The following is a 25,980-nucleotide window of genomic DNA, read 5'->3' as shown; positions in this document are numbered from 1 at the left end:
CGTGTACCCTTCATCCAAACCGGAGGAGCGGCATGTTTGAAATCAACGGTTTCGACACGGCGGGTATCGTCAGCCTGAAGCGGCCTTCACTCGCCGCCGCCCTCAAGAAGGCCAGGGAGCTGGTCAAGGACGGCTGCTGGGACGTTCAGGTCGTCGACCCCGCCGGCCGGGTCTACACCTCGTTCGAAGAGCAGGCCGCCTAATCCCAGGCGATCTCCCGCCGTTATCCGCCTCGGCCGGCATTCGACGGCATTGTTCAGCCAGCGCTGCGTTGCTTCGCAGCTTAGCGGTTTAGCGGCCAGGTAAAGTGCGGGCTCTTCCCATGGTGCTGGCCGACCCTCGCCGGGTGCGCGATGCCATTGCCAGTCCACCGGTTTGGGCGCAGGCTCTCTCCAGGCGCTTCAGACGCCGCACGGGAGAGACGCATGAAGGAACCGGGCCTGGATGGCCGCCATCGCGACAAGGATGGCGGGATCAGCAAGAAGCACGGCAACACGCTGGTCGGCACGTTGCGCAAGATCTACGGCAGAAGCTTTGCGGCAGGATATCCCGATGCGACGCAGCTCAGCGAGGTCCTGGCGCAGCTCAACGAGACGTCGCTGAGCCAGCTACGCCGTGATCACGACACCGGGCATTTGGTGCACAAGATCGATCACGCCTTGAAGTGACGGCGCCGATCCGCCGCGTCGCACCAGCGCGGTCGTCGTTGTCGCCGATCAGCTCGACGTGGCTTCAGCTTTCCGGCGTCGCGGCCGGCACGCTCAGCGGCGCCCCGCCAACCGAGACCGGCCCCACGGGCCCCAGAGGCCCGACAGGTTTGGGCTCCCGAACCATCCGCTTGCGCATCGCGGCGGACAATCCATAGCGCGCATGCGCTTTTCGAACGGACGAGGTGACGTCCGACATCGCCGTGCTCTGCAGCGAGTCGATCTTGGCGATCAGCGTCGACAGCTGCGACGAGATCTTCTTCACGTCGACCCGCTCGTCCGTGATGCTCTGTCGCAGCGACAGCAGCAGCATCGAATCCTGCTGCAGCAGAACCGAGTTCTGATCCGCTGCCTGATTGTTCTGCTGCAGCAACGCAGTGTGCTGCTGCTGGGCCGCCTGAATCTCCTTCAGCGCAGCGACGACCGGATCCGGCTTTGCCGCGGCCGCGTCCTGGCGCGGCAGCAGCTCAGCCAGGCTGCCGAGATTCAGCGACGAAAAATCGGCCGGCGCCGTGTACATGGCCGCCGCGCCGTTGATGGCCAGGGCACACACTGAGAGCGCCAGGATCGATTTCCGACTCGACCGCTTGACCGGCTCCGAAGCCTCAAGCGTTTCGGGTTCGTGCCCTGCGGCGGCTTCTGCAAGGGCGGCGGCGTCGAGCTCTTCGGCAAAGCCTGCCGTTTCGAATGTCGTGGTCACGTGCATGGACCCCAATGAGCGAGCAACAGGAAGCCGCTCCTGGAAACGCCCTCACGAGGAGTCCCTTGTACGCAGCACCCTTACACAACTGCCTAAAATTGTGAGCATTTCGGATTAATTCCACGTTAGCGGCGGAGGCGGCGGGCGGGCTCGGCGCCTCCGTTCGAGTACGGGGCCTGGCGAAGACAGAGGTTTTACGCCGACGCTGCCGTAGGGTGGGCAAAACGGAGCGTGCCCACGCATCTGTGGCCGGATCGGAAAGATCGTGGGCACGGCGCTTCGCGCCTTTGCCCACCCTACGGCAGCCGTTGCTGGCTCAGCATTCCGAACGACGGATTCTCCAAAGCCGGCGATCATCCCTGTTTTGCCCGACGGGGCAAACGCAGCCCTTCCGCCGGATTCAAAATGCCTTGTGCCAGCAGCACTTAGCTACTGTGCATGGGGTTGTTTTCGCGTTTTTTGAAGGTCGCCTCACCCCTCGTCCAGCAGCTCGAACAGCTCCTCCACCCGCTCGAACGGCGCGCCCTGCATCTTGGCGTGATAGACGACGCGGTCGCCGTCGCGCTGCAGCGACTTGCCCCGCGACTTCCGCAGGCGCCCCGGCAGGAAGGTCGCGGCCGCAGCTTCCGGCCCGACGTCGAGGCGGATGATGCCTCTGCGCTTGCATTCAATCCTGAGCCTCGCCGCGGCGAAGAAATCGCGCGCGACCTCCGGCAAGGGTCCGAAGCGGCGGGCGGTTTCCTCCTCGAGGTCCTCGAGGTCGTCCTCATCCGTGCAACGTGCGGCGCGCGCATAGAGCTCGAGCCGGACCGGCTCGGACTGCACATAGCTCTCGGGCAGCATTTCACCGAGCGGCAGGTTCAGGTCCGGCACCCACACCGCCTGCCCCTCGTCGAGCTTCTCCGAAGCCATCTTGAGGAGATGACTGTAGAGCACCGGCCCGAACACCTTGACGTGGCCGGATTGCTGCTCGGAGAACAGGTCGCCCGCGCCGCGCAGGTCGAGGTCGCGCTCGCTGATGGCAAAGCCAGCGCCGGGCCGGCTGAACTCCTCGAGCACGGCCAGGCGCTTCTCGGATTGTCCGGATTGCGTCTCGGTCAGCAGATGCGCGAAGGCGCGGATGCCGCTGCGGCCGACGCGCCCGCGCAGCTGATGCAGCTGGGCAAGGCCGAACTTCTCCGGCCAGCAGACAACGATGGTGTTGGCACGGGGGATATCGAGCCCGCTCTCGACGATGTTGGTCGCGAGCAGCACGTCGGCCCTGCCCTCGACGAAGCTCATCATGCGGTCGTCGATCTCGTCCGCCGCCAATCGGCCGTGCAGGCAGACGATGCGCAGGTCGCCCGCCACCGCCTGCACCCGCGCCAGCATCGGATCGAGATCCTGGATGCGCGGGCAGATCAGGAAACTCTGGCCGTGGCGGCGCTGCTCACGCAGCAGCGCCGAGGCGATCGCAGCATCCGACAGCGGCGCGATCCGGGTCGCGACCGGCAGCCGGTGCACCGGGGGCGAGGCGATCACGCTGAGGTCGCGGAAGCCGGCAAGACCGGCGGCGAGCGTGCGCGGGATCGGCGTCGCGCTCATCATCAGCACATGGACGTTCTTGGCGAGGCCGGCGAGCTTGGCCTTCTCGGCGGCGCCGAAATGCTGCTCCTCGTCGATGATGACGAGGCCGAGATCGTCGAACCTGACGTCCTTGCCGGTGAGCGCCTGCGTGCCGATCACGACCTTGATCCGGCCGCTGCGCAGGCCCTCCCTGGTCTCGCGCAGCTCGGCGCCCGAGGTCGCCCGCGACAGGTTGCCGACCTCGATGCCGAACGGGGCAAAACGCTTCTGGAAGGTCGCGACGTGCTGGCGCGCCAGCACCGTCGTCGGCACCGCGACCGCCACCTGCTTGCCCGAGAGCACCACCGCCGCCGCCGCCCGCAGCGCCACCTCGGTCTTGCCGAAGCCGACGTCGCCGCAGACCACCCGGTCCATGGGATGACCGGAGGCGAGATCGTCCAGCACGTCGTGGATCGCCTTGGCCTGGTCGATCGTGGTGAAGTAGGGGAAACGCGCGACGAACTTCTCGTAGGCCGATCCCGGCGGCACCAGCTTCTCGCCGCGCCGCCGGCGGCGCTGGCTGATGTGCTTGGCGAGCGCCCTGCCGGCCGCCTGGATCTCGCGCTCCGCTTCGGTGCGCCGCGCCCACCATGTGCTGCCGTCCGCCTTGTCGAGCGAGAGCTTGCCGAGCTCGGCGGCGTAAGGCCACATCAAGGCGAGATCGGACGGCGGCACCAGCACCGCATTGTCGCCGGCGAACTTCAGGCGGATCATCTCCCGCAAGGCGCCGCCGCCGGTGTTGACGGTCTGCAGGCCGTCGAGCACACCGAGACCGCGCTGGAGATGGATCACCACGGTGCCCTGCTCGGGCACGTCGGCATGGTCGAAGGCCGTGCTCCAGGCCCGCGCCATCGGCTGCGGATGATGCGCCCGGCTGCCGAGCACGTCGGAGGCCGTCACGACGACGAGAGGCTTTCGGCCCGGCACCACAAACCCTGCGTCGAGATCGGCCAGCAGCGCCGCCTCGCCGCTCCGTGCGCTCGCCGCCTCGTCCCAGTCCTCGCAGCGCGGCGCCCTGAGGCCGCTCATGCGCTCCATCACGCGCAGGTCGTCCTCCTGCGCCGCGGCGAGGATCAGCCGCGAACCGGCCCGCCGCGTCTCCTCGACGAAAGCACGCAACGCCTTCCTGGCGGATGTCAGCTTCGAAAACTCCGGGATGGTCTGGAAGGACGCCGCGCGTGGCAGCACCTTCATGCCCCTGGAGAGCTGCTTCCAGTCGCGCCGCCCGAGATATTCGCGCTCGCGCTCGGCGCGCGGCGCGGCCTCCTCGATCGTATCGAACCAACCGTCGACGTGCGTCGGGACCCCTGCGTCGGCGATCCATTTGGCACGTCCGCAATAGTCGAACAGGCTCGCGCGCTTGCTTCCTTTGCCGGCAAGGCCGAGCCGCTCCGACATGGGATCGACGAGCAGCTCCCTGGTCTCGAAAATGATCCTGTGCTCGTTCGGATCGAACGCCACAATCCGCTTGATCGCCCGATCCGAATGCTCGATCCGGAACGGCCCCAGCGCGCCTGCCGGAAAGATCTCGAAGGTCTGGCCGTGGAACAGCGCCCCGCCCGGATAATCCGGCTCGTCGTCGAGATCGTATCCGAGGGCTTCGAGACGCGTCTCGAGCTCGCGCTCGGAGAACGGGCCGCCCACCTTCAAGCTCAAGCTGAGGCGTGCCAGGCTCGCCGGCGGCGGCAGGCGCTCCATCACTGCTTCCGCCGTCGAGACGAGAAAGAGCGGGTTCTTGGATTTCGCAAGGCGCCTCAGCACGGAAGCCCTGCGCCCCGCGAGCTCGTGCGACGGCTCGAGCTGATCGAACGGCAAGGTGTTCAAGCGCGGAAACACCAGGACTTCGCAAGCCGGGTCGAGCGCGTGAATGACGCTGCCCAGCCGCTCCGCCCTGTTCTCGTTCTCGGCGAGAAAAACGATGCCGCCCGGTCCGGACTGCTTCCATTGGGCAAGCAGGTGGAGAGCCAGCACCCCGAGCGGCGACGCCGACGAGATCGTGGCGCGCTGCACCGCCTTGCTCGTCCTTGGCGACGTCCTGTTCGGCAACGCCTTGCTTGTCGACGTCCTGCTCGGCAACGTCTTCTTCGGCGACCTCTTGGCCACCCGCGCCTTCTTGGTAAGCCTCACTTGAATCCGTTTCTGGTCGTAAACCGTCGTCAACTGAACGCCAGCCGCCCTCATTTGCGATTCGGCGACGTCGCGCCATGCATATGAGATTTGCCCCGCGAACGCACGCCTGGTGGCAACGTTCGGCGCGGCGCAACGATCCCGACACAAGGGCTGGCTTGTCGACCGCTGCAGCGGAACTGCGCGGCGCGGGATCTGCGTCTGTCGATGCGACGCTGAGCGCGATTGTAACCGTTCCGCGCACGGAGAGAAACGAAAAACCCCAGCGCTTGGAGCCACGCTGGGGCGTTTCGTTCAAATGAATTGGTCAAGCAATGACCTCTTCATAGCAGCGATTTCAGCGCGCGCTTGTGAACTGGTTCACATTCCTGCGGCAAAACAAACGACCTCAGCGCGGAGGCTCTGAGGTCGCCAACCCTTGTGGGAAAGGTTTTCTCGCGGCCCGGGGCTTTTGGGGGGCTGGGGCTGGGCCACGAGCCAGGATTCGACGCCGGCCACGCCAAGTCGTTCCATGCAAAGTCGTTCCATCACCGCCAGCGGGAAGCTTCGCCGCGACGGCCTGAACGCTCGACCGGTTCAATCAATTATGCCGCAGCCGGATACCGCATTGCCGTTTGAACGCGCCGCGCGCTAGGATGTCCGCTTTTTACGGAGGCTCATTTGAAACCATTGCTTTTCATCGCCGCCGTCGCGCTGCTTGCGTCGGCCCCCGCCCACTCGCAGACGCTGGTCGATCCGAGCAAGGTCGCTCCCGAATATCGCGAGGCAGCCGAGAAGCGCCGGGCCGAGCAGTTGCGCCAGCGCGAATGCGCGCTGAAGGCGGATCTCGAGAAAGTGCTGCCCAGGGATCGCACCGCTTTCCTCACCCATTGCCTGGAGACGATGGCGGCCGGGCAATAGCGGCCGGCCGAAGCCCGCGCGCGCTCCGGCATCCAGCCGCAATACCCTTCAAGCTTTCTTCAGACATTTGGGATCAGCTCAAGATCCGTTTTTCAAAGTCATTGTTGTCGGCGCATGAGCTCGGTCCAGATTCAGTGCACGCGGTGCAAGAGCGTGTTTCGCGATCGCGCCGGGCGGTTGCAGGACGGCTATTCCAGGCAATGCCCGAGTTGCGAAGTGGTGCTGTTCTTCGCCGAGGATTCCCAGCATCCCTTCATCAAGCGCGCGATGCGCAATGCGCGCAAGGTCCGCAAGGACATTAGGGAGGCCGAGGCCTTGAGGCTCGCCGCACCCGATCCGCGCGCGGCGCAATCGAGGAGATTCGCCGGACGGACGCGATCGGCCGAACGCGAGGACTAGCTCACCTCGGCTTCTGCTTGCGCGGAAACAGGCGGTCGCGGATGTAGCGCGAGGTCGCGGTCAGACGGATGCCGCGCGGCTTCTGCCAGGCGGCGCGGTCGATCTCCTTCTTGTCGCCGATCGCCAGCCGGCCTTTGGCGCTCTTGGCAATGAAGATCGCGTCGCTCATCTTGCGGCCGGAACGCTTGTTCCTGGCTTTCACTTCCTTCCAGAGACTGATCCTGCCGAGCTTCAGCTTGGGCAGCTCCTCCCGGATCTCCCGCCGCAGGCAATCCTTCGCGGACTCGCGCGCCCGCTTGCGGCCGCCCGGAAACATCCACAGGCCGTCCGACCGGCGTCTGACCAACAATACCTTGCCGCGCCTCGCGGCAACGAGCTTGGAAGACTTCGCCATTGCTTGCCGTCGCTGAAACAGAATCGTTCCGATCGTAACTTGTCTAGTGGAACAGACAAGTTCGCGGCATGCTTCGAGGCGCCGGATGCTGGCGCGGCACCGCGGGCAGATCGCCGCGGTCGGCGGCGGGATCAGTCCTTGCCCGCCCCTGCCCGGTCCTCCGTCCTGATCCAGGCCATCATCATCTCCCAGGCCACCGAGAGGATGATCGGTCCGATGAACAGGCCGACGATGCCGTGGGCGAGCGTGCCGCCGATCACGCCGACAAAGATCACGATGGTCGGCGTGGTCAGGCCGCGTCCCATGACGAGCGGCTTCAGCATGGTGTCGATGAAGCCGACGAGGACGAGAAACACGGTGAGCAGCAGCGCCGTGGTGACGTCCTTGGCGGTCCAGATCCAGATGATCACCGGCAGCAGCACGAGGAACGCGCCGATCTGGACGATCGAGAGCAGCAGCACGATGAAGGCCAGAAGGCCGGCGCTCGGCACGGCAGCGAGCTTGAAGCCGATGCCGGCGAGCAGCGCCTGCACGATCGCCACACCGATCACGCCCTGCGCCACGGCGCGGATGGTCGCGCCCGCCAGCGAGAGGAAATGCTCGGTCTGCTCCGGCACGATGCGAAACAGGAAGCCGCGGCCGGCTGCGACCAACCTCGGCCCATGCGGAAACAGGAAGCCGGCCACGAACACCGAGACCAGGAACTGGAGCGTGCCGACGCCGGCATCGCCGGCAAGCGACAGCAGCGGGCCCGCCAGCGGCTGGAGATACGGCGCCACCTCGCGCACCAGCGCGCGGACGTTGGTGTAGGCCTGGTCCCAGAGCTCGTAGAGCCAGGGGCCGACGAGCGGCCACGATTTGATCTGCTCGGGCGCGGCCTGAAGCGCCAGGTCGCCGGTGCCGAGTTGGTGGGCCAGCTCGCGCACGCCGTCCACCGCGCTGATGCCGAGCCAGGTCGCCGGGCCGATGACGATGCCGAGCGTGATCATGGTCAGGATCGCGGCTGCGGTCTTGGGCCGGCCGCCGAGGGCCTTGGCGACCCAGCTGAAGGCCGGATAGAACGCGACCGCGAGCACGCCGCTCCAGGCCAGGATCGGCACGAACGGACGGATGATCAGGAAGGTCCAGATGATCAGCAGGGCGAGCAGGCCGAGCCGGATCACCAGCTGGATGACATCCTCTCCCGTCAGGAGCTGACGGAGACTTTTCACGGGCACTGCTTTCCTTGCGGCATGAGCGCAAAACTTCCGGTGCTTGCGAGGCCCAGCCGTTATTGCCAGCAACGCACCCGGCGTCAAGGCGACGGGAACCGGCCCGCCCCGCGATTGGCACCACGTCAGGGCCGTTGCGCCCTGGCCCGCGGCCCGCGACCGCCTCCGACGTCGCCCGCCCTTGGCTAACGCCCGTTAACCGGATTCCCGCGCGCCGGTTTACGCCGCTGCAAACGCCCGCGGCTAGCGTGGATCGGGGTCACCAAGAAGCATTCCGTGCAATGGCCAACAGCATCTGGACGATCGAAGAATTTACCTGTGCGGGTTGCGGCATGAACTACACCGCGACCAGGGAGGAGCACAGCGAAGCCCACGCCGGCCATTTCAAATGCAGCATCTGCAGCAGCGTGGTGCACGCCTGGTCCGGCAAGCATCATTTCTTCGGCTGGCAAGCCGTCAAGACGCGGCCACCCGTGTTCGGAAAGCGCTGGGCGGACGTGGAATGGTAGGCCGCCCAACACGCGGGCAGCTCTGACGACGCCGCAGGGTCGCCCGAGACGGACCGGCGGATCGGCCGAATTGCAGCAGCGCTATTTGGACTCCGTTCATCGATCGCCGCTAGATCAGAACGGACCCTTGGCGCCGAACCAGCAATCATGGCCGACCTCAACGCCGTCCTGACCAGGCTCAACGACCGCCTGCTCCGCCTCGAAGGCGAGCTGTTCGTGCTGCGCTCCCTGGCGCGCGCGACGCTGACGGCGGGCGATGACCACGCGGTGCGCATGCGCAAGCTGGTCGAAGCCGCAAAGGTCGCGCTCGACGACGAGGCCAGGCGCCCGCTCGACAAGCCGACACGCAAATATGTCGACGCGGCAACCGCCCTGGTGGAGGAATTGCTGGTCGAGCCGACCCCGGCGCGGCCGCTGTTCACAGTGATCGACGGCGGCCGGCGCGATTGAACGACAGGCGCATTGATCCGACGGCGCCGCGGCGTCCGTAGCCTTGCCGCGCAGATCCCGCTAGATCGGCGTGGAATTCTCTGCCTTGAGCCGGCTGAGGCCCGCCTCGATGATCGCGATCTCCTCGTCGATCTGGCCGATCGGCAGGCTGAAATCATAACCGGACCTGCTCTTCAGCTCGACCGCGAGCCGCTGCCTGTGCATCATCAGCTCGTCGAGGCCACGGCGGTTCTTCAGCCGCACATAGCTGTCGACAATCTGCTCAATTGCGCGCGGCATGAGGTTTGTCCCGGCGAAAAGGCCCGCGCGGCGCACCCACGCCGGCGGGACATTTTCGGTGTCGCGGTACGCAATACAAATCCGCGACGGATTCGTCGATACGCCGGGGGTGGTTGAGATCGCGTTACCATTCGGTGATTTCGTGATACGCGGCATTGAAAAGGCCGCTGGCGATTGCGCCAGCGGCCCAGGCCGGGTTTAAAAACGGATGCGGGTTGAAATGTCGCCAGCCCCGGTCGACGCGTTCTATCAGCCTGCCCAGCGTTGCTCTGTTAAAAACGAAACACAGGAACCGACTTGTCGGACGCTTGCCGTCCTGCCGTGGCCGCACGGCAACGCTCATGGGTTCGCGCAATGGGTTCGCGGAAGTAATTGCGCGGCAGTCTGCGGCCGCCATGGAGGCACCGGAACGGCTGGCTGCGCGTTCATGGCCCCGTCCCGGCGTATTGTTGATAACCCACGCGAACGCTGCGCGGGTGGTGACAGGGCGTCCGGACGTGTTATCGGGTGATGACGCAGTTGCGAGACCGGATCGGAGACCCATGCGCATAACCCTCGTCGGCTCCCGCCATTTCGGCGTGACCACCCTGAACATGCTCCGGGAGCACGGCGTTTCGATCGTGCGGGTCGTAGTGGCCGACGCCGAGGATCGCCTCGCCGCAGCCGCCAAGGCGGCCGGAATCGAGGTCGTGGTGCAGGCCAACCCGAAGCTGGTCGTAGGCTCCGAGATCGCCCCCGATACCGATCTGATCATCACGGCGCACAGCCACGCCCGGATCGGCAAGGACGCGCTCGCCGCGGCCAAGCTCGGCGGGATCGGCTATCACCCCTCGCTGCTGCCGCGTCATCGCGGCAAGGCCGCCGTGGAATGGACCATCAAGGAAGGCGATCCGATCGCCGGCGGCACGATCTATCACCTCGCCGACCGCATGGACGCCGGCGCCATCGCCGCCCAGGACTGGTGCTTCGTCAAGAAGGGCGAGACGGCGCGAGAGCTCTGGGAACGCGCGCTGGCGCCCCTCGGCCTCAAGCTCTTGGCCGACGTGATCGACTACGCCAAGGTCCACAAGGCGCTGCCCGCCAAGACTCAGGACGAGCAGTTCGCGACCTCCGCGCCAAGCCTCTCGTGAAGCCTATCCAAGGGCTCGCTCCCGACGTTTACCCTTAACGTGAGGCCGCGTTGATTCCGCTTGGAAAATCGGAGCCGAAAACGCAAATAAACCATTGTTCCAACAGGAACAATTTGCGATTTGGCATCGCAACAAATTTCCGTCACATTTGGTCCAGATAAGCGACAGCATATCAGACACATTGAAGGACGGATTTATGCGTTTTGCTCGCATTGCGGTGTTCTGTGCCGCCTCAGTTTTCACCGGCACCCTCGCCGCTTCCGCCTTTGCCCAGACGCCTTATGACGGCAACTGGCAGGTCACGATCGTGACCAAGAGCGGCTCGTGCGAACCCACCGCGAGTTCCATGCTGACGGTTGCCGACGGCAAGATCACTGCGCCCGGCGCTAACGTTTCCGGCACCATCGGCAGCGGGGGTCTTGTGAAAGTTTCGATCAATGGTGCATATGCCAACGGTCAACTCAACGGCAACGCCGGATCGGGGAAGTGGAATGGAGCATCTGCAGGCATACCGTGCAGCGGGCGATGGGAAGCATCGCGCCAATAAACCAATCGAGGCTCGCGCCCGGAGCCGGCGGCTGCTGATCGCGGCCGCCGTTTTGTTTACGGCAGGGATCGCCGGCACTGAAAGCAAGGCCCAGTCGAGCCCGTTCGCCCCACTCGCGGGCAGCTGGAGTGGCGCGGGGACGGTGGCCCTGGACGACGGCTCGACCGAACGGATCCGCTGCCGGGCCAAGTACGCCCCGATCGGCCCCACCATGGAGCTGACCCTGACCTGCGCCAGCGACGCCTACAAGTTCAACTTCACGGCCAGCCTCAAAGCTGAGGGCAGATCCGTCACCGGGAGCTGGTCCGAGATCAGCCGCAACATCTCTGGATCGCTCCAGGGGCATGGTTCCGGCGGCCATTACGAGCTGCTTGCCTCTGCCGCGGGCTTCAATGCCAACATCTCGCTGAAGACGAGCGGCAATAAGCAGAGCGTCGCGATCCGCGCGGACAGCCAGTTCCGCGGAGCGAACATCTCGCTGTCGAAGTAAGCAAGCGCGGTCGATCCGACAATCGATCCGGCGGTCCCGCCGGATCGATTTTTTTATGCGGCCGGGACGAACGCCGTGACCTCGATCTCGACCTTGGCCCGCTCGTCCACGAGACCGCCGATATAGAGCAGCGTCGAAGGCGGGAAATTGCGTCCGAGCGTTTCCTTCCAGGCCGCACCAATGCCCGCACCGGCCGCTTCATATTCGCTGCGGCTGGTCAGGTACCAGGTCAGGCGGACGATGTGCTCCGGACCCGCGCCGGCCTCGCCCAGCAGCTTGATGATCCGCTTCAGCGCCATTTCGACCTGCGCCGCCAGGTCGGGCGCATAATTGCCGGCCTCGTCGCCGCCGGTCTGGCCGGCCAGGACCACCCAGCGCCCCGGCCCCTCGACCGCGACGCCATGGGAAAAGCCACGCGGTTTCTTCCATTCGGCCGGCTGCAGGATCTGCATGAGCGAAGCTCTCCCGATTGTTGTTGTTCGATGCTGCCGGAAGCGCGATGCGATGAGGATGACTCGCTATCGCGCCTCAGTTTGCCGTTTAAGCATGATCTTTTCGGAAAACCGCTGCGCACTTTTCCGGATCATGCTCTAGCACGACCCGCTGCATCGCTGCATCCGCAGATTTGGCCGTTGCAAACGGCGGCGATGTCGCCGATACCGGCCGTCCCTTCACATTCCATCCTCCCGCAATCACCGCCGATGAGCGCGACACCGTCCAAAACGATGGCTGCACTGTGGATGGCCGGTTGGCTGTCGCTGATGCTGGTGATGGCGGTTGCCGGGCGCGAGACCACGCGCGAGTTGAACGTCTTCCAGATCATGGAAGTGCGCTCGGTGATTGGGTTTGCGCTCCTCCTGCCCATCATCTACCGCGCCGGTGGCTTCAAGGCGGTCGCGACCAAGCGCCTGCCCCAGCACCTCGCTCGCAACGTGGTGCACTATTTTGCCCAGCTCGGCTGGTTCTACGCATTGACGCTGATCGGAATCGGGCAGGTCGTCGCGATCGAATTCACCATGCCGATCTGGACCGCGGTGCTGGCCGCGACGTTCCTGTCCGAGCGCATGACGCTCTGGAAGATCGCGGCCGTCGTGCTCGGCATCGTCGGCGTCGTCATGATCGTGCGGCCCGCCACCAGCGAGATCAATCCCGGCCAGTTGATCGCGCTCGGGGCTGCGATCGGCTTCAGCATTTCTATGATCCTGGCGAAGTCGCTGACCCGGACCGAAAGCGCGTTGTCGATCCTGTTCTGGATGATCGTGGTGCAGGCCGTCGTCGGCTTGCTGCCGACGCTCGCTGTGTGGGTCTGGCCCTCGCCTCGCCTATGGGGCTGGCTGTTCGTCATTGGGGTCTGCGGCACCTTCTCTCATTATTGCCTGGCCAGTGCGCTCCGGTACGCGGATGCAACGATCGTGGTGCCCATGGACTTCCTGCGGGTTCCGTTGACTGCGGCAGCCGGCTGGCTGCTCTATTCCGAGCGGCTCGACGGCTGGACCGTGCTCGGCGCGGCGCTGATCCTGTGCGGCAATCTCCTGAATTTGAAGCCGGTACCGCCGGTTCCCGCCCGCAGGCAGTGAACCTTGCGCCGCCTTGCGCGACAAAACAAAGTGGCCGTGTGATTTAGATCACGTTGGAGCGGCGCTCCACCGTGCACATTCGGCCACACAGCAGCGGGTTGATGCGGACGTCCTGCCGTTTTGGTGGCGCGAGGTCGGGCACTTCGTGTAGGTTCGTTGCCAATTTGTTGCTGCCTGCAATTCGATTCTGGGGATTTCAGAATGCGCTATCTCACCCTCCTCGCCTCGCTGATGTGCATGGCGCTGTCGGTCAGTGCCGCGAAGGCTGACCGCCGCGTCGCCTTTGTCGTGGGCAACGGCTCCTACAAGAATGTCGCGCAATTGCCGAACCCGCCGATCGACGCCAAGGCGATGGCATCGACGCTGCGCAATGTCGGCTTCGAGGTGATCGAAGGCTCCAATCTCAGCCGCGACCAGATGACGGAGAAGCTGCTCGACTTCGGGCGCAAGGCGCAGGGCTCCGACATCGCGCTGTTCTATTATGCCGGCCACGGCATCGCCGTGAGCGGCACCAACTACCTGCTGCCCGTCGACGCCGACATCAAGTCGGAGATGGACGTCAAGCTGGGCGCGGCCATCAACATCGACCTGACGCTCGAGCAGACCATGGGCGATGCCAAGGTCAAGCTCGTCTTCCTCGATGCCTGCCGCGACAATCCGTTCGCCGCCAAGATCAAGTCGAACGCCGCGACCCGCAGCGTCAACGTGCAGAGCGGCCTTGCCGAGATGAAATCCGGTGAAGGTACGCTGATCGCGTTCGCGACCGGTCCCGGCCAGACCGCGCTAGACGGTCAGGAGGGCAACAACAGCCCGTTCACCCGTGCGCTGATCGACAACATCACCAGGCCCGGCGTCGAGATCCAGCAGGCGATGACGTCGGTGCGCGCCCAGGTCAATGAAGAGACCCGCAAGGGCCAGCTGCCCTGGGGCCACACCAACCTGACCGGCTCGGTCTATCTCAACCAGGCCCCCACCACCCAGGTCGCCAACGCGGCCCCGACCGCTTCGGGCATGGTGCCGGCTGCGACCGCCGGCTCGGACGGCGTCGAGCTCGAATACTGGCGCTCGGTGAAGGAATCGAACAAGCCGGAAGAGCTCAACGCCTATCTCACCGCCTATCCGAACGGTCAGTTCAAGGCGCTGGCGCTGGCACGTCTCGCCGCCATCAAGAGCGGCCCCTCGACCGCGACCCGCGCCCTCAACGCCGGCATCGATCCCGCAACCTTCACCGACGAGTCCACCCAAGTCACCGAGGACCAGATCGGCCTCGACAAGACCAAGCGCCGTGACGTGCAGCGTCGCCTGACGGCGCTCGGCTTCGATACCAAGCAGAGCGGCACGTTCGACGAGGAGACGCGATCGGTGCTCAAGCGCTGGCAGACGGCGCGCGGCTATCCCTCGTCAGGCTATCTCAACAAGCTTCAGCACAAGGCTCTGCTCTCGGAGATCGTGGCTGCCCCGGCGACCGCGAGCGACACCAGCCAGAAGCCGGCCCGGCGCGCCGCCAGCGCACCGGCTCAGGGCAGCGCGCCGGCGCCGGCCCCTCAACGCAGCAGCCCCGGCGATGCCGCCGGTGCGGCCTTCGTCGGCGGTGTCGTCGGCGGCATGATGGGCGGCATGTTCCGCCGCTGAGGCGATACGATGATCTCAGAATGCAAAAGCCCGGCTCACGCCGGGCTTTTCGTTTGTAGTCCTCATGGTGAGGAGGCGCGAAGAGCCGTCTCGAACCATGAAGGCCCGGCTCTCGCAGCGGGGCCTCCCATCCTTCGAGACGCTTGCTGCGCAAGCTCCTCAGGATGAGGAGCCCCAGTGTGCGTGACGAGACTGCCTACTTCCCCGCCGCCTTGCGCAGCGCCTCGTTGATGCGATCCTGCCAGCCGGGGCCACCCTCCTGGAAGAACTCCAGCACATCCTGATCGATGCGCAGCGTGATCTGCTCCTTGATGCCGGGAACAGTCGTCTGTCTGGGCGGCGCCGCGGCGACCTTGGCCGTCACCTTCTTGAACGCGGCCTCTGCTTCCGTCCTGGCATCGCCCAGCGTGCGCGGCCGCCTCGGTGGTTGCTCCGCCATGTCCTAGATTCCTTCAAACAAGGCCGTCGAAAGATACCGCTCGGAGAAGGACGGCACGATCGCCAGGATCGTCTTTCCGGCGGCGTCCGGCCGCTTGCCGATCTGCAGTGCGGCCGCAATCGCAGCTCCCGACGAGATGCCGCCGGGAATGCCCTCATGCCGCGCCAGTGCGCGCGAGGTCTCGATCGCGGTCGTCGAGTTGATCTTCACGATTTCGTCGATCACGGCGCGGTCGAGGATGTCGGGGACGAAGCCGGCACCGATGCCCTGGATCTTGTGCGGCGTATGCTGTCCGCCCGACAGCACCGGGCTCTCCTCCGGCTCGACCGCGACCACGCGAAGCGAGGCCTTGCGTGGCTTGAGCACCTGGCCGACGCCGGTGATGGTGCCGCCGGTGCCGACGCCGGCGACGAAGAAGTCGATGTTGCCGCCGGTGTCGTTCCAGATCTCCTCGGCGGTGGTGCGGCGGTGCACCTCGGGATTGGCGAGGTTCTTGAACTGCTGCGGCATCACCGCGTTCGGAGTCGTCTTCACCAGCTCCTCGGCGGCGGCGATCGCACCCTTCATGCCTTGCGCCGCCGGCGTCAGCACCAGTTCGGCGCCGAGAAAAGCCAGCATCTTGCGCCGCTCGATCGACATCGATTCCGGCATCACCAGCTTGAGCCGGTAGCCGCGCGACGCCGCCACGAAGGCGAGCGCGATGCCTGTGTTGCCGGAGGTCGGCTCGATCAGCACGGTGTCGGGCTTGACGATGCCGGCCTTCTCCATCGCGATGATCATGGCCGCGCCGATGCGGTCCTTCACGCTTGCGGCAGGATTGAAATATTCAAGTTTTGCCAAAATGGTCGCATTCACGCCGTGCATGCCGGGCAGCCGGCGCAAGCGCACGATCGGCGTATTGCCGAAGGCCTCGACGATCGAGTCGTAGATCCGGCCGCGGCCGGCTTGGTGCGCTGCACCCGTGTTGGACGGTGCGTCCATGTTGAACTCCCTGTGGCGACAATTTGCACATCTATCGCGGCATTGCGCAGTTACAGACAGCTTGCGGCGGCACGCAAGCGACAATGCGGCACATGTTAAATACGCTGCATCGCAAAATCACGTGAGCGGCGAAGATCAGAAAACCAACGCATTTGTGTTGCGACCTCGTCAACCGCTTCTGCTTATGTTAGACTTATGTCTTAAAGCAGGGAGGTCACCACGATGTCAGCAATTGCTGAAGTGTTGTCGACCGTCGCGCCGAACCGCGATCCGCGTTGCAGCGAGTTGCCGACCTGTCCCGTCTGCGCCGACTCCATGGTCGCCGCCGAAGCCTCCGCCTACGTCTCGGACCAAATGATCAGCTATCTCTGGACCTGCGACAATTGCGGCTATGGCTTCGTGACCAAACATGCCGTGAAGCAACGCTTCGTGTGCAACTGAGCTAGCGCGGGGCGATGTCGCCCCTCGCCCAGTCCTCGCGCGTACGCCGATAGAATTGCTCAAACGTTCCGCCTGCGATCGCGTCCCTGATGCCCTGCATCAGGAACTGGTAATAGGCAATGTTGATTTCGGACAGCAGCATCGCCCCCAGCGTCTCGCCCGCCTTGACGAGATGGTGCAGATAGGCGCGCGCGCAATTGCGCGTCGAGGGCCATGAGCTCTCCTCGTCCAGCGGACGCGGATCGTCGGCATGGCGCGCATTGCGCAAATTCACCTGGCCGAAGCGCGTGAAGGCGACGCCGTGGCGTCCGTTGCGCGTCGGCATCACGCAGTCGAACATGTCGATGCCGCGCTTCACGGCTTCGAGGATGTCATCGGGCGTGCCGACGCCCATCAGATAGCGCGGGCGCTCTTTCGGCAGCACCGGCGCGGTCTCGTCGATCATCGCCAGCATCACCTCCTGCGGCTCGCCGACGGCAAGGCCGCCGATCGCATAGCCATGGAAGCCGATCTCGACCAGGCCTTGGGCACTCGCGTGACGAAGTTGGGGGACGTCGCCGCCCTGCACGATGCCGAACAGCATGTAGCCGTCGGGCGCGTCCTCGAAGGCGCGCTTGCTGCGCTCGGCCCAGCGCAGCGACAATTGCATAGCGCGCTCGATGTCGGCGTGTTCGGCCGGCAGCCGCACGCACTCGTCCATCTGCATGGCGATGTCGGAGCCGAGCAGGCGCTGCACCTCGATCGAGCGCTCCGGCGACAGCTCGACCTTGGCACCGTCGATATGGGAGCGGAAGGTGACGGCGTTCTCGGTGACCTTGCGCAGGTCCGACAGCGACATCACCTGGAAGCCGCCGGAATCCGTCAGCATCGGCCCGTTCCAGCCGGTGAAACGCTGCAAGCCGCCGAGCGCCGCGATCCGCTCGGCGGTCGGGCGCAGCATCAGGTGATAGGTGTTGCCGAGCACGATGTCGGCACCGGCATCGCGCACCTCGCGCCAATGCATGCCCTTCATGGCACCGGCGGTGCCGACCGGCATGAAGGCCGGCGTCCGCACCACGCCATGGGGCGTGGTCAGGCGCCCGGTGCGCGCGGCGCCATCGGTGGCGAGCAATTCAAAGTGATTGGGAAGATCGTTGTCGGGGTTCATGGCGGTGCTTATTGCGTGTCGGAGCACGTCGATCAACCCGCCCAGCCCGTGCAGCGGCCGGCCCGTGCCTCAGCCTGGGACACACGGGACGCGATTATTCCCGCCGGCAGCCTTGTTAAACAAAACGATACAGTATAGTTTTACTAGGGGCTGGACGAGGTGCCGCGGTGAGATTTGCCGGCGGCGCCAGACGTGTGATCGCCAGCCACCGACAATGCCTCTTCCTTCCTGTTCGACCGACCTCTCCGGCCGCCCGCACCACCGGATCAGGCCTACAACCGGCCGCCTGACCGCGGTCATGGTCCTGACGTGCAGCCTGGCGCTCGCCGCCTGCACCTCCCTGCCCCGCACGCCCTACACGGCCGCCGAAGCCAGCACATCGCGGGTGCTCGATATCGATGGCCTCAGACGCTACGCCGACGACCCCGTCACGAAATTCAGCTTCGACAAGGACACCAGCACGGCGACGAAGTCCTATCTGGCGCTTTCCGGCGGCGGCGCCGATGGCGCCTACGGCGTCGGCGTGCTCAACGGCTGGACCGCGGCCAGAACCCGCCCCACCTTCTCCGTCGTCTCGGGCGTCAGCACCGGCGGCCTGATCGCGCCGTTCGCGTTTCTCGGCCCGCACTACGACGACACGCTGAAGGAGGTCTACACCAGCGGCATCGCGGAGAGCCTGCTGAACGATCCCAGTATCATGCGCGTGCTGTTCGGATCCGGCTTGTTCGGCAACACGCGGCTGCGCGAGCTGGTCGCACGCTATGTCGGGCCGGAGATTCTGGCCCAGGTCGCGCGCGAGAACGCCAAGGGGCGAAAGCTGCTGATCGCGACGACCGACCTCGACACCCAGCGCACCGCGATCTGGGACATGGGCAAGATCGCCGCCGTCGGCACGCCCGAGGCGCTCAAGCTGTTCCGCGACGTGATGGCGGCCTCCGCCAGCATTCCCCTGGTGTTTCCGCCGATCATGATCGACGCCGAGGGCCAGGGCCGCAAGTTTCAGGAGATGCATGTCGACGGCGGCGTGACCGCGCCGGTGCTGACGCTGCCGGAAGCCCTGCTGTTCCAGGGCAGTCGGCTGCCGGGCAGTGCGAAGATGGACATCTACATCCTCGTCAACAAGAAGATCGAACGCAATTTCGAGCTGGTCTCCAACGGCACCATCGACGTCGCCTCGCGCAGCCTGTCGGCGATCACCCAGTCGCAGACGCGCTCGATCATCTTCTCGACCTATGATTTCGCGCGGCGCAACCGTCTCGGTTTTCATCTCTCCTACATCGCGCGCGACTACCCCGCCCCGCCGTCCGAAGGGTTCGACACCGCCTATATGCGGGCGCTGTATCAGTACGGATACGAGAAGGCTGCATCCGGCCAGGCCTGGACCTCGACGCTGCCGTGAATCCGCGTGACGGAACGAGGCCGTGCTGAAACGGTTGACGATACGGCCAATTCGGCCAGATTGGCGATGACGTCCCGGCTGCTGCGCGATATAGAGCGAATGACGAACGTCAGAAACGCGCAGGAATCATTGGGCATGGGATTGACTGCGACCAGGACGAGACCGGCAGCGCCGCAGCGCGAGGTGCCGAAATCCCGCGGTGGCCGGCCGACCAAGACCGCCGCCATCGAGCGCGACCAGCGGTTGATCGAGGTCGCCACCCGCCTGTTCCTGGATCGCGGTTTCGACGCGACCTCGCTCGACGCGGTCGCGGAAGCGGCCCGGGTCAGCAAGCCCACCGTCTATGCCCGCTACGGCGACAAGCGCGGCCTGTTTGCCGCCGTGCTGAGGCGCGAGATCGCACGCTGGCTTGCGCCGCTGTCGGCCGCGGCAGAGACCCAATTGAGCAGTGCCGCCGACATCTCGGTCGAGCAGCGGCTGGTCGAGATCGGGCGCGAGATGCTCTCATTCACCTGCGGTCCCGACGCCGTCGCCTTCAGCCGCATGATGACGTCACAGGCCATCAACTTCCCCGACGTCGCCAAGCTCGGCAAGGAGGAAGGCTGGCTCAAGGCCGTCGCCACCACTGCGCGCTTCTTCGACCACCTGGTCGCGCAAGGCGCGCTTGACGTCGAGGACACGACCATTGCGGCCGAGGTGTTTCTCGACGTGGTGGTCGGTCACACGCACCGCATGGCAACCTTCGGAACGACCCTCGAGCCGAAATCGGCCGAGAAGCGCATGCGCAGTGCGATCAAGCTGTTCCTTGCCGGTGCGCTGGGTCCTGCCGATCGGGTCCGGGACGCCGCCAAGGGCCCGACGCGGCGCCGCTCCTCCCGCTGACGATTCCGTGAGATCGCGCTCTTCCCCCATCGGGGACGCCGCAACGGCGTTGACCGAAACAAAACGACACGGTATTGTTTAGTTAAGTTGGTACGGGTCGCCTTTCACAGCCCCAAGGAGGTCCGGACCGCTTCGATCGTCACGGCAGGTACAGCCCGCCGCGGCGCTCCGCGGCCGGCCTTTGCCCGAGGCCGGCCGCGAATTCTTGTTCATCCGGCACACTCGCAGGTCGAAGGTTTCGAACATGACGACAGCCAGACGACGGACGTTGCAACTGCTCGCGGTCGCCTTGCCCGCGCTGCTCCTTGCCGTACCGTTGCAGGCGACCGTGGCCGCGGGCACGCCGACCGCGCTTCACAGCGATACAGATGGCGATGCCGAGGCTGACCGCCAGGCCGTCAGCCGCGAGATCGAGCGCTTCCGCAGCTCGTCGATCTCGATCAGCCAGGCCATGGCGATCGCGGAAGCCCGTCACGCCGGCGCCACCACCGCAGATGTGAGTTTTGACGGCGGCTCCGGCGTCGCGGTGTATCGGGTGAAGACCCTGCACAACGACCGGATCTGGCGCCACACCATCAACGCTGCGACGGGCGAATTGGTGGGCGGGGAAGCTGCCCTGCCCCTCGCCGAGCTCGACCACGACGATCGCAACAACCTTGCGGCACTCGGTGCGATCAGGCACCGCCTCGCGGATGCCGTGCGCGTTGCCGAGCGCGCGGCCTCGGGCAAGGCGATCAGCGGTGGCCTCGTGCGCGAACGCGGCCGGCTCAATTTCGCGATCGTCGTGATCAGCGGCGACGATCTCAAGGAAGTCATCCTGGAGCCCCCGGGCGCCAGGACGAAGTAGCGGCTGCCAAATCGCGGCAGGGTCGCCGCCCTGGCATCGACCGGGGCAAAAGGCCATTGACGGCGGCCAGACTCTCCCGCATAAGTCGCCGCCATGTTCACGACCACCAAACGCACGACCAAAACCACCACGGCCTCAGGGGCCCGGGGAGGCGTGCGCGCGTAGTCGTCGACTAAACGCATCAAGCTCTACCGAAGCCCCGCCCTCGTTGGTCCGGGGCTTTTTTGTTGTCTCATTCGCAAATCTCAATGGAGGACAAAGTGAGTAACGATCCCGTCGTCGCGATTGTCGGCGTCACCGGCGCGGTGGGCGCCGAATTCATCGCCACCATGGACAAGCGCGGCTTTCGCGTCGGCAAGCTCAAGGCGCTCGCCAGCGCCCGCTCGGCCGGCAGGACGGTGTCGTTCCGCGGCCAGAACGTCGTCATCGAGGAGCTGACCGAGCGGTCCTTCGAGGGTGTCGACATCGCCCTGTTCTCCGCCGGCGGCAGCATCTCCAAGAAGTATGCGCCGATCGCGGTCAAGGCGGGCGCGGTCGTGGTCGACAACTCCTCCGCTTTCCGCATGGACCCGAACGTGCCGCTGGTGATCCCCGAGATCAACGCGAACCGCATCCGCGACCACAAGGGCATCATTGCCAATCCGAACTGCGCCGCGATCACCGCGCTGGTGCCATTGTGGCCGATCCACCAGAAGAACCGCATCAAGCGCGTCATCATCTCGACCTACCAGGCCGCCTCGGGCGCCGGTGCCGCCGCGATGGAGGAGCTGGTCGAATCCACCCGCGCCAATCTCAACGGGCAGGTCTATACGCCGAAGGTGATGCCGCACCCCTACGCCTTCAACCTCTTCAATCACAACACCGCCGTCGACCCCGACACCGGCTACAACGACGAAGAGACCAAGGTCATCAAGGAGACCCGCAAGATTTTCGAGGACGACACCATCGCCGTCGGCGTCACCTGCGTGCGCGTGCCGGTGCTGCGCGCCCATTGCGAGGCCATCACCTTCGAATGCGAGAGGCCGATCAGCGAAGACCAGGTCCGCGCCATCATGGCGCAGGCGCCGGGCGTGAAGGTGGTCGACGACCGCGCGAAGAACTACTTCCCGATGCCGATCGACGCCTCGGGCCAGGATGACGTCCTGGTCGGCCGAATCCGCAAGGATCTCAGCGATCCCTCAGGGCATTCGATCTCGATGTTCGTGGCGGCCGATCAGTTGCTCAAGGGCGCAGCGCTGAACGCGGTGCAGATCGCCGAGCTTCTGCCGCAGCGTGTGATGGCGTAGTCGTTATCGTAGCAACAGGTATCGTAGGGTGGGCAAAGGCACGCAAGCGCCGTGCCCACCCATCTTCTCCGCATCAAGGAAAGACGTGGGCACGCTCCGCTTTGCCCACCCTACGGCACTAGTCGCTCGCCCGAAACAGCAAACACGCATCGCCGTACGAGTAGAACCGGTAGCAGTTCGCGATCGCGTGCGCGTAGGCGGCCTTCATCGTCTCCAGCCCGGAGAATGCCGACACCAGCATGAACAGGGTCGACTTCGGCAGGTGGAAATTGGTCATCAGCACGTCGACAGCGCGGAAGCGATAGCCGGGCGTGATGAAGATCGAGGTCTCGGCCGCGAAGGGCTGGATCGTGCCGTCCTCGCGGGCTGCGCTCTCGAGCAGGCGCAATGACGTGGTGCCGACAGCGATGATGCGGCCGCCATTTTTTCGAGCACTGTTGAGGCGGTCCGCGGTCTCGGCCGAGATCGTGCCCCACTCGGCGTGCATCTTGTGGGCTTCGGTGTCGTCGACCTTCACCGGCAGGAACGTCCCTGCCCCGACATGCAGCGTCACCTGGTTGATGCCGACCCCGCGCGCGCGCAGCGCCTGCTCCAGCGCCGGGGTGAAATGCAGCCCGGCGGTCGGCGCTGCGACCGCGCCCTCGTTCACCGCGAACATGGTCTGGTAGTCGGCGAGGTCCTGATCGTCGGGCGTGCGCTTGGAGGCGATGTAGGGCGGCAGCGGCGGGCTGCCGAGATCGGCGATGGCCTGGTCCAGCGCCGGGCCATGGAACGAGAACGACAACGTGACCTCGCCCTCAGTGCCCTTGGCTTCGACCTCGGCGTCGAGATGGCCGAGCAGGCAGACCTTGCCTTCATTGCCGAAGCGGATGCGGTCGCCGGCGACGAGCTTCTTGGCGGGCTTCACCAGCGCCTGCCAGCGCGAGCCGTCGAGCCGCTTGATCAGCGTCGCCTCGATTCTGGGCTCGGTCTCGCGGCCGATGCGGCGGCCCTTCAGCTGCGCCGCGATCACCTTGGTGTCGTTGACGACGATCTGGTCACCCGCCTTCAGCCATGACGGCAGGTCGGCGACAGTCTGGTCGCGCAGCGCGCCGTTCTCGACGATCAGCATCTTGGCGGAGTCGCGCGGGCTCGCCGGGCGCAAGGCGATGCACTCGGGCGGCAGGTCGAAGTCGAACAGATCGGTGCGCATGTCTGATTCAGCGCCGTACCTCACTCCTCATCCTGAGGAGCGCGGAACGCGCGTCTCGAAGGATGAAGGCCCCGCTGCAGCAGCTCGGCCTTCATGGTTCGAGACGGCGCTGCGCGCCTCCTCACCATGAGGGGATGGACTTATTCCTTGTCCGCGGCCATCCGCGCCTTGACGATCTTGTCGGGGTTCTGCACGGGCTCGCCGCGCTTGATCTTGTCGACGTTCTCCATGCCCTCGGTGACCTTGCCCCACACCGTGTACTGGTTGTCGAGGAAGCGGGCATCGTCGAAGCAGATGAAGAACTGGCTGTCGCCGGAATCGGGATTGGCGGCGCGCGCCATCGAGGCGGTGCCGCGCACATGCGGCTCCTTGTTGAACTCGGCCTTCAGCTTCTTGCCGGAGCCGCCGGTGCCGGTGCCCTGCGGGCAGCCGGTCTGCGCCATGAAGCCCTCGATCACGCGATGGAACACGATGCCGTCGTAGAAGCCTTCACGGACCAGCTCCTTGATGCGCGCCACGTGTCCGGGCGCGAGATCGGGGCGCATCTCGATGGTGACGGGGCCCTGGGTGGTCTCGAGGATCAGGGTGTTTTCGGTGACGCTCATGCTCGTCTCTCTTGCGTTGGGGGTGAAGTCTTGTCAGGTGACGTCTTGCGGTTGCGGAACTGGATCGCGAATGGACGTCCCGCGGCGGCACCGGCCATTGCTTCGGTAAATGGCATCGGCGTGCAGCGTTGCAACGCCTCCATCACCGCGATCCGGTACTGCAGCCGGTCATTGTCGGAGGCCTCAGCGGATTCATAGGTGATCCTCGGATGGCCCAGAATGTCGCCGGACCGGTTAAAGCTCACGACGACGGTGATGTCGAGTGGCCGGGCCTTGGTAACGGGCGGCGGTCTCCAGCAGGTGCGCAAGTGCCGGAACAAGTCCTGGATGGTGTCGACCTGTCTCACCTCGGCAGCCGTGCCCAAGGTGCCGAGCAGCAGCATCGCGGCAACCAGCAGGAGCTTGTCGCCACAACGCACCATCGCCGCCTCCTATTTGATGTCGGAGGCGACCTGCACCTTCACCATCTTGTCGGGATCGGTCACGGCGCCGCCGGCGGAGCCGGGAGGAGCCTTCTTCAGCTTGTCGACGACGTCCATGCCCTGCACCACCTCGCCGATCACGGTGTACTGGCCATCGAGGCTGCCGCCGTCGGCGAACATGATGAAGAACTGCGAGTTGGCGCTGTCGACGCTGTCGCCGCGCCGGGCCATGCCGACGATGCCGCGGGCAAAATGCACCTTGGAGAATTCCTGCTTCAGGTTCGGATATTTCGACCCGCCGGTGCCGTTGAAGTTCTGGCCGTCGCCGGTCTGCGCCATGAAGCCATCCATGACGCGATGGAACGGCACGTTGTTGTAGTAGCCTTCGCGCGCGAGCTGCTTGATGCGCTCGGCGTGCTGGGGCGCGATGTCGGTGCGCAGCTTGATGACGATGCGGCCCTTGGTGCTGTCGATGACGATGGCGTTGGCCTTGTCGAGGTTGGCCGGCAATTGCTGCGCCAGCGCCGGCACCGCGAACAGAAGCGCGGCAAGGACTGCGAGAATTCGGATCATGACAACTCCGGATCAGAGGGAAGAGGAAGCGCGCCGTTATCCGGCGAATTTGGCCTTAAGCTGGGTCGCGACAACCGGCGGGACAAAGGCCGAGACGTCGCCGCCCATGCCGGCGATCTGGCGCACCAAAGTGGCGGTGATCGGGCGGACCATCGGCGAGGCCGGCAGGAACACCGTGTGCACCTCCGGCGCCATCGCCTCGTTCATGCCGGCGAGCTGCATCTCGTAGTCGAGGTCGCTGCCGTCCCGCAGGCCCCGAATCATGATGGTCGCGCCGTGCTTGCGCGCCGACGTCACCGACAGGTCGTCAAACGTCACGGCTTCGAGCACGCAGCCGGCCTTGGCCGCGACCGGCCCGCAGACGTCATGGAGCATCTTCAGCCGCTCCTCGGTCGAGAACAGCGGCTTCTTGCCGGGATGGACCCCGATCGCGACCACGAGCTTGTCGCACAGCGACACGCTGTGCCGGACCACGTCCAGATGGCCGTTGGTGATGGGGTCGAAGGAACCGGGATAGAAGGCGATACGCGGCATGCCCCCCTCCTACCGCGCCCGGCTCGGCCCGGCAAGCGGGCCGGTTCCCCGGCCGTTTCCGGCAATATCCCGCCGGCCGGCTCGGCGATGGCCGGTTTGTTTCGTCCTGAGCGCGGTCACGAAACAAAAGGACGCGGGCACGAAACCATTTCCCACGCCGGGCGAAGACGTCCGGAAACTGGCCATGGTTACTAATCCGGCCAACGAATGACGGGCCGCACACTGGGCGTAGGCGGCCGCATCACAGGGGACTGTCAATGATCAAGGCTCTTTCAGCGATCGCGCTCTCTGCATTTGTTGCCGCAGCTCTCACGCTCCTGCCCGGCTTTGCCCCGGCGGTCGAAGCCAGCGTGCCTCAGCCGCTGGCCAAGAGCGACCGGCTCGATATCCGCGCCATCGGCAAGGACTGCTCACAGCAGGCCTGGCCGAATTTCGAGGCCTCCTGCCTGCGCAAGGCCGGCACCAAGGCGACGATCCGCGAGGCGCGCCTCGTGACCGCCAACCGCACACCGTAGGCGGGACTGTCAAGTCCGCGAACGATGAGCGGCGAACCGCGAATAGAGCAGCAGGTCTAA

33 protein-coding genes are annotated in these 25,980 nt (G+C 65.4%); 18 read left to right on the top strand and 15 right to left on the bottom strand.

All coding sequences use genetic code 11. From position 1 onward, the window contains the following. Positions 1–32 precede the first annotated feature (32 nt). Both WI560_RS15035 and WI560_RS15030 read left to right on the top strand, forming a co-directional pair. Positions 33–203, top strand: coding sequence for a hypothetical protein (locus WI560_RS15035; protein WP_375308606.1), 171 nt, complete (start codon positions 33–35; stop codon positions 201–203). Between the two features lie 222 nt (positions 204–425). Then, positions 426–668, top strand: coding sequence for a hypothetical protein (locus WI560_RS15030; protein ID WP_375308605.1), 243 nt, complete (start codon positions 426–428; stop codon positions 666–668). Positions 669–732: 64 nt separating this feature from the next. On the opposite strand, the gene WI560_RS15025 is transcribed toward WI560_RS15030, so the two are convergent. Together WI560_RS15025 and WI560_RS15020 are read right to left on the bottom strand one after the other, a co-directional pair. Then, entirely contained in the window at positions 733–1,413 is a 681-nt protein-coding gene (locus WI560_RS15025; protein ID WP_375308604.1) for a hypothetical protein, read from the bottom strand. A 465-nt stretch (positions 1,414–1,878) separates the two neighbouring features. Further along, positions 1,879–4,983 (bottom strand): DEAD/DEAH box helicase, encoded by a 3,105-nt coding sequence (locus WI560_RS15020; RefSeq protein WP_375308845.1) that lies wholly within the window; start codon positions 4,981–4,983, stop codon positions 1,879–1,881. On the opposite strand from WI560_RS15020, the gene WI560_RS15015 reads away from it, so the two are divergent. The 3 genes from WI560_RS15015 (at position 4,880) to WI560_RS15005 (ending at position 6,438) form a co-directional block, all read left to right on the top strand. Next, complete coding sequence (locus WI560_RS15015) at positions 4,880–5,143, top strand: hypothetical protein (RefSeq protein ID WP_375308981.1); 264 nt, start codon at positions 4,880–4,882, stop codon at positions 5,141–5,143. The genes WI560_RS15020 and WI560_RS15015 overlap by 104 nt on opposite strands. A 656-nt stretch (positions 5,144–5,799) precedes the next feature. Continuing rightward, complete coding sequence (locus WI560_RS15010) at positions 5,800–6,039, top strand: hypothetical protein (RefSeq protein WP_375308603.1); 240 nt, start codon at positions 5,800–5,802, stop codon at positions 6,037–6,039. Positions 6,040–6,192: 153 nt separating this feature from the next. Next, positions 6,193–6,438 (top strand): hypothetical protein, encoded by a 246-nt coding sequence (locus WI560_RS15005; RefSeq protein WP_375308602.1) that lies wholly within the window; start codon positions 6,193–6,195, stop codon positions 6,436–6,438. Position 6,439: 1 nt separating this feature from the next. On the opposite strand, the gene WI560_RS15000 is transcribed toward WI560_RS15005, so the two are convergent. Together WI560_RS15000 and WI560_RS14995 are read right to left on the bottom strand one after the other, a co-directional pair. Continuing rightward, the gene (locus tag WI560_RS15000) at positions 6,440–6,832 is read right to left on the bottom strand and encodes an NUDIX hydrolase (protein ID WP_028136301.1); all 393 of its coding nucleotides are present in this window, start codon (positions 6,830–6,832) and stop codon (positions 6,440–6,442) included. A gap of 131 nt (positions 6,833–6,963) precedes the next feature. After that, positions 6,964–8,049 (bottom strand): AI-2E family transporter, encoded by a 1,086-nt coding sequence (locus WI560_RS14995; protein ID WP_375308601.1) that lies wholly within the window; start codon positions 8,047–8,049, stop codon positions 6,964–6,966. 275 nt (positions 8,050–8,324) lie between these two features. On the opposite strand from WI560_RS14995, the gene WI560_RS14990 reads away from it, so the two are divergent. Then, positions 8,325–8,552, top strand: coding sequence for a hypothetical protein (locus WI560_RS14990; protein WP_257194831.1), 228 nt, complete (start codon positions 8,325–8,327; stop codon positions 8,550–8,552). Between the two features lie 147 nt (positions 8,553–8,699). Further along, on the top strand, positions 8,700–9,002 hold the full coding sequence (locus WI560_RS14985) for a hypothetical protein (RefSeq protein WP_375308600.1): 303 nt from the start codon (positions 8,700–8,702) through the stop codon (positions 9,000–9,002). A 60-nt stretch (positions 9,003–9,062) separates the two neighbouring features. Here WI560_RS14985 and WI560_RS14980 read toward each other — a convergent pair whose 3' ends face one another. Both WI560_RS14980 and WI560_RS14975 read right to left on the bottom strand, forming a co-directional pair. After that, entirely contained in the window at positions 9,063–9,281 is a 219-nt protein-coding gene (locus WI560_RS14980; protein WP_257179864.1) for a hypothetical protein, read from the bottom strand. A 124-nt stretch (positions 9,282–9,405) separates the two neighbouring features. Continuing rightward, positions 9,406–9,678, bottom strand: a complete 273-nt coding sequence (locus WI560_RS14975) for a hypothetical protein (RefSeq protein WP_375308599.1) — start codon at positions 9,676–9,678, stop codon at positions 9,406–9,408. Positions 9,679–9,823: 145 nt separating this feature from the next. On the opposite strand from WI560_RS14975, the gene WI560_RS14970 reads away from it, so the two are divergent. The 3 genes from WI560_RS14970 (at position 9,824) to WI560_RS14960 (ending at position 11,448) form a co-directional block, all read left to right on the top strand. After that, entirely contained in the window at positions 9,824–10,411 is a 588-nt protein-coding gene (locus WI560_RS14970; RefSeq protein ID WP_375160415.1) for a formyltransferase family protein, read from the top strand. A 196-nt stretch (positions 10,412–10,607) separates the two neighbouring features. After that, positions 10,608–10,958, top strand: coding sequence for a hypothetical protein (locus WI560_RS14965; RefSeq protein WP_100174819.1), 351 nt, complete (start codon positions 10,608–10,610; stop codon positions 10,956–10,958). Continuing rightward, complete coding sequence (locus WI560_RS14960; protein ID WP_375308598.1) at positions 10,903–11,448, top strand: hypothetical protein; 546 nt, start codon at positions 10,903–10,905, stop codon at positions 11,446–11,448. Before WI560_RS14965 ends, WI560_RS14960 begins: the two co-directional genes overlap by 56 nt. 53 nt (positions 11,449–11,501) lie before the next feature. On the opposite strand, the gene WI560_RS14955 is transcribed toward WI560_RS14960, so the two are convergent. Continuing rightward, on the bottom strand, positions 11,502–11,900 hold the full coding sequence (locus WI560_RS14955) for a RidA family protein (protein ID WP_375160417.1): 399 nt from the start codon (positions 11,898–11,900) through the stop codon (positions 11,502–11,504). 249 nt (positions 11,901–12,149) lie between these two features. Here WI560_RS14955 and WI560_RS14950 point away from each other — a divergent pair, with 249 nt between their 5' ends. Beyond that, on the top strand, positions 12,150–13,025 hold the full coding sequence (locus WI560_RS14950) for a DMT family transporter (RefSeq protein WP_257194836.1): 876 nt from the start codon (positions 12,150–12,152) through the stop codon (positions 13,023–13,025). 201 nt (positions 13,026–13,226) lie between these two features. Further along, on the top strand, positions 13,227–14,657 hold the full coding sequence (locus tag WI560_RS14945; RefSeq protein ID WP_375308597.1) for a caspase family protein: 1,431 nt from the start codon (positions 13,227–13,229) through the stop codon (positions 14,655–14,657). A gap of 196 nt (positions 14,658–14,853) precedes the next feature. Here the strand turns inward: WI560_RS14945 and WI560_RS14940 are convergent, their stop codons facing one another. Beyond that, on the bottom strand, positions 14,854–15,096 hold the full coding sequence (locus tag WI560_RS14940) for a BrnA antitoxin family protein (RefSeq protein ID WP_375308596.1): 243 nt from the start codon (positions 15,094–15,096) through the stop codon (positions 14,854–14,856). Between the two features lie 3 nt (positions 15,097–15,099). After that, positions 15,100–16,077, bottom strand: a complete 978-nt coding sequence (gene cysK, locus WI560_RS14935) for a cysteine synthase A (RefSeq protein WP_375308595.1) — start codon at positions 16,075–16,077, stop codon at positions 15,100–15,102. Between the two features lie 222 nt (positions 16,078–16,299). Between cysK and WI560_RS14930 the strand changes: the two genes are divergently transcribed. Then, positions 16,300–16,518: a hypothetical protein gene (locus WI560_RS14930; protein ID WP_028136289.1), complete on the top strand. Its 219-nt coding sequence runs from the start codon at positions 16,300–16,302 to the stop codon at positions 16,516–16,518. Between the two features lies 1 nt (position 16,519). Here the strand turns inward: WI560_RS14930 and tgt are convergent, their stop codons facing one another. Further along, positions 16,520–17,665, bottom strand: coding sequence for a tRNA guanosine(34) transglycosylase Tgt (tgt, locus tag WI560_RS14925; RefSeq protein WP_375308594.1), 1,146 nt, complete (start codon positions 17,663–17,665; stop codon positions 16,520–16,522). Positions 17,666–17,963: 298 nt separating this feature from the next. Between tgt and WI560_RS14920 the strand changes: the two genes are divergently transcribed. The 4 genes from WI560_RS14920 to WI560_RS14905 all read left to right on the top strand — a co-directional run bounded on the left by WI560_RS14920 (position 17,964) and on the right by WI560_RS14905 (position 22,079). Continuing rightward, positions 17,964–19,064: a patatin-like phospholipase family protein gene (locus WI560_RS14920; RefSeq protein WP_375308593.1), complete on the top strand. Its 1,101-nt coding sequence runs from the start codon at positions 17,964–17,966 to the stop codon at positions 19,062–19,064. 135 nt (positions 19,065–19,199) lie between these two features. Next, positions 19,200–19,946 carry a TetR/AcrR family transcriptional regulator gene (locus WI560_RS14915; protein ID WP_375308844.1) on the top strand — a complete coding sequence of 249 codons (747 nt, stop codon included), beginning with the start codon at positions 19,200–19,202 and terminating at the stop codon, positions 19,944–19,946. A 244-nt stretch (positions 19,947–20,190) separates the two neighbouring features. Further along, positions 20,191–20,793 (top strand): PepSY domain-containing protein, encoded by a 603-nt coding sequence (locus tag WI560_RS14910; protein ID WP_375308592.1) that lies wholly within the window; start codon positions 20,191–20,193, stop codon positions 20,791–20,793. A 248-nt stretch (positions 20,794–21,041) separates the two neighbouring features. Next, a complete protein-coding gene (locus WI560_RS14905; RefSeq protein ID WP_375308591.1) occupies positions 21,042–22,079 on the top strand; it encodes an aspartate-semialdehyde dehydrogenase in 1,038 nt (345 codons plus the stop codon). Positions 22,080–22,197: 118 nt separating this feature from the next. On the opposite strand, the gene queA is transcribed toward WI560_RS14905, so the two are convergent. The 5 genes from queA to coaD all read right to left on the bottom strand — a co-directional run bounded on the left by queA (position 22,198) and on the right by coaD (position 25,405). After that, on the bottom strand, positions 22,198–23,271 hold the full coding sequence (gene queA / locus WI560_RS14900; RefSeq protein WP_375308590.1) for a tRNA preQ1(34) S-adenosylmethionine ribosyltransferase-isomerase QueA: 1,074 nt from the start codon (positions 23,269–23,271) through the stop codon (positions 22,198–22,200). A gap of 140 nt (positions 23,272–23,411) precedes the next feature. Then, positions 23,412–23,876, bottom strand: coding sequence for a peptidylprolyl isomerase (locus WI560_RS14895; protein ID WP_126257534.1), 465 nt, complete (start codon positions 23,874–23,876; stop codon positions 23,412–23,414). Then, positions 23,873–24,298, bottom strand: coding sequence for a hypothetical protein (locus tag WI560_RS14890; RefSeq protein ID WP_375308589.1), 426 nt, complete (start codon positions 24,296–24,298; stop codon positions 23,873–23,875). Before WI560_RS14890 ends, WI560_RS14895 begins: the two co-directional genes overlap by 4 nt. A gap of 9 nt (positions 24,299–24,307) precedes the next feature. Continuing rightward, positions 24,308–24,871, bottom strand: a complete 564-nt coding sequence (locus WI560_RS14885) for a peptidylprolyl isomerase (RefSeq protein WP_375308588.1) — start codon at positions 24,869–24,871, stop codon at positions 24,308–24,310. A 36-nt stretch (positions 24,872–24,907) separates the two neighbouring features. Beyond that, positions 24,908–25,405: a pantetheine-phosphate adenylyltransferase gene (coaD, locus tag WI560_RS14880; protein ID WP_375308587.1), complete on the bottom strand. Its 498-nt coding sequence runs from the start codon at positions 25,403–25,405 to the stop codon at positions 24,908–24,910. 257 nt (positions 25,406–25,662) lie between these two features. On the opposite strand from coaD, the gene WI560_RS14875 reads away from it, so the two are divergent. Further along, positions 25,663–25,920, top strand: a complete 258-nt coding sequence (locus tag WI560_RS14875) for a hypothetical protein (protein WP_028136278.1) — start codon at positions 25,663–25,665, stop codon at positions 25,918–25,920. Positions 25,921–25,980: the final 60 nt, after the last annotated feature.

This window comes from Bradyrhizobium sp. A11 (assembly GCF_042077125.1).
Taxonomy (GTDB): Bacteria; Pseudomonadota; Alphaproteobacteria; order Rhizobiales; family Xanthobacteraceae; genus Bradyrhizobium; species Bradyrhizobium japonicum_B.
The sequence above is the reverse complement of the archived record's forward strand: the minus strand, read 5'-3'. Positions and strand labels throughout refer to the sequence as shown.

Coding starts and splice junctions, on each gene's coding strand:
- WI560_RS14920 (WP_375308593.1), top strand. CDS start 17,964: ATGGTCCTGACGTGCAGCCTGGCGCTCGCCGCCTGCACCTCCCTGCCC.
- tgt (WP_375308594.1), bottom strand. CDS start 17,665: ATGAACCCCGACAACGATCTTCCCAATCACTTTGAATTGCTCGCCACC.
- WI560_RS15030 (WP_375308605.1), top strand. CDS start 426: ATGAAGGAACCGGGCCTGGATGGCCGCCATCGCGACAAGGATGGCGGG.
- WI560_RS14965 (WP_100174819.1), top strand. CDS start 10,608: ATGCGTTTTGCTCGCATTGCGGTGTTCTGTGCCGCCTCAGTTTTCACC.
- WI560_RS15025 (WP_375308604.1), bottom strand. CDS start 1,413: ATGCACGTGACCACGACATTCGAAACGGCAGGCTTTGCCGAAGAGCTC.
- WI560_RS14985 (WP_375308600.1), top strand. CDS start 8,700: ATGGCCGACCTCAACGCCGTCCTGACCAGGCTCAACGACCGCCTGCTC.
- WI560_RS15035 (WP_375308606.1), top strand. CDS start 33: ATGTTTGAAATCAACGGTTTCGACACGGCGGGTATCGTCAGCCTGAAG.
- WI560_RS14915 (WP_375308844.1), top strand. CDS start 19,200: ATGGGATTGACTGCGACCAGGACGAGACCGGCAGCGCCGCAGCGCGAG.
- coaD (WP_375308587.1), bottom strand. CDS start 25,405: ATGCCGCGTATCGCCTTCTATCCCGGTTCCTTCGACCCCATCACCAAC.
- WI560_RS14930 (WP_028136289.1), top strand. CDS start 16,300: ATGTCAGCAATTGCTGAAGTGTTGTCGACCGTCGCGCCGAACCGCGAT.
- queA (WP_375308590.1), bottom strand. CDS start 23,271: ATGCGCACCGATCTGTTCGACTTCGACCTGCCGCCCGAGTGCATCGCC.
- WI560_RS14910 (WP_375308592.1), top strand. CDS start 20,191: ATGACGACAGCCAGACGACGGACGTTGCAACTGCTCGCGGTCGCCTTG.
- WI560_RS14885 (WP_375308588.1), bottom strand. CDS start 24,871: ATGATCCGAATTCTCGCAGTCCTTGCCGCGCTTCTGTTCGCGGTGCCG.
- WI560_RS14980 (WP_257179864.1), bottom strand. CDS start 9,281: ATGCCGCGCGCAATTGAGCAGATTGTCGACAGCTATGTGCGGCTGAAG.
- WI560_RS14945 (WP_375308597.1), top strand. CDS start 13,227: ATGCGCTATCTCACCCTCCTCGCCTCGCTGATGTGCATGGCGCTGTCG.
- WI560_RS14990 (WP_257194831.1), top strand. CDS start 8,325: ATGGCCAACAGCATCTGGACGATCGAAGAATTTACCTGTGCGGGTTGC.
- WI560_RS14875 (WP_028136278.1), top strand. CDS start 25,663: ATGATCAAGGCTCTTTCAGCGATCGCGCTCTCTGCATTTGTTGCCGCA.
- WI560_RS14960 (WP_375308598.1), top strand. CDS start 10,903: ATGGAGCATCTGCAGGCATACCGTGCAGCGGGCGATGGGAAGCATCGC.
- cysK (WP_375308595.1), bottom strand. CDS start 16,077: ATGGACGCACCGTCCAACACGGGTGCAGCGCACCAAGCCGGCCGCGGC.
- WI560_RS15000 (WP_028136301.1), bottom strand. CDS start 6,832: ATGGCGAAGTCTTCCAAGCTCGTTGCCGCGAGGCGCGGCAAGGTATTG.
- WI560_RS14940 (WP_375308596.1), bottom strand. CDS start 15,096: ATGGCGGAGCAACCACCGAGGCGGCCGCGCACGCTGGGCGATGCCAGG.
- WI560_RS15015 (WP_375308981.1), top strand. CDS start 4,880: ATGACGCTGCCCAGCCGCTCCGCCCTGTTCTCGTTCTCGGCGAGAAAA.
- WI560_RS14890 (WP_375308589.1), bottom strand. CDS start 24,298: ATGGTGCGTTGTGGCGACAAGCTCCTGCTGGTTGCCGCGATGCTGCTG.
- WI560_RS14970 (WP_375160415.1), top strand. CDS start 9,824: ATGCGCATAACCCTCGTCGGCTCCCGCCATTTCGGCGTGACCACCCTG.
- WI560_RS14895 (WP_126257534.1), bottom strand. CDS start 23,876: ATGAGCGTCACCGAAAACACCCTGATCCTCGAGACCACCCAGGGCCCC.
- WI560_RS14950 (WP_257194836.1), top strand. CDS start 12,150: ATGAGCGCGACACCGTCCAAAACGATGGCTGCACTGTGGATGGCCGGT.
- WI560_RS14955 (WP_375160417.1), bottom strand. CDS start 11,900: ATGCAGATCCTGCAGCCGGCCGAATGGAAGAAACCGCGTGGCTTTTCC.
- WI560_RS14975 (WP_375308599.1), bottom strand. CDS start 9,678: ATGGCGGCCGCAGACTGCCGCGCAATTACTTCCGCGAACCCATTGCGC.
- WI560_RS14905 (WP_375308591.1), top strand. CDS start 21,042: ATGGAGGACAAAGTGAGTAACGATCCCGTCGTCGCGATTGTCGGCGTC.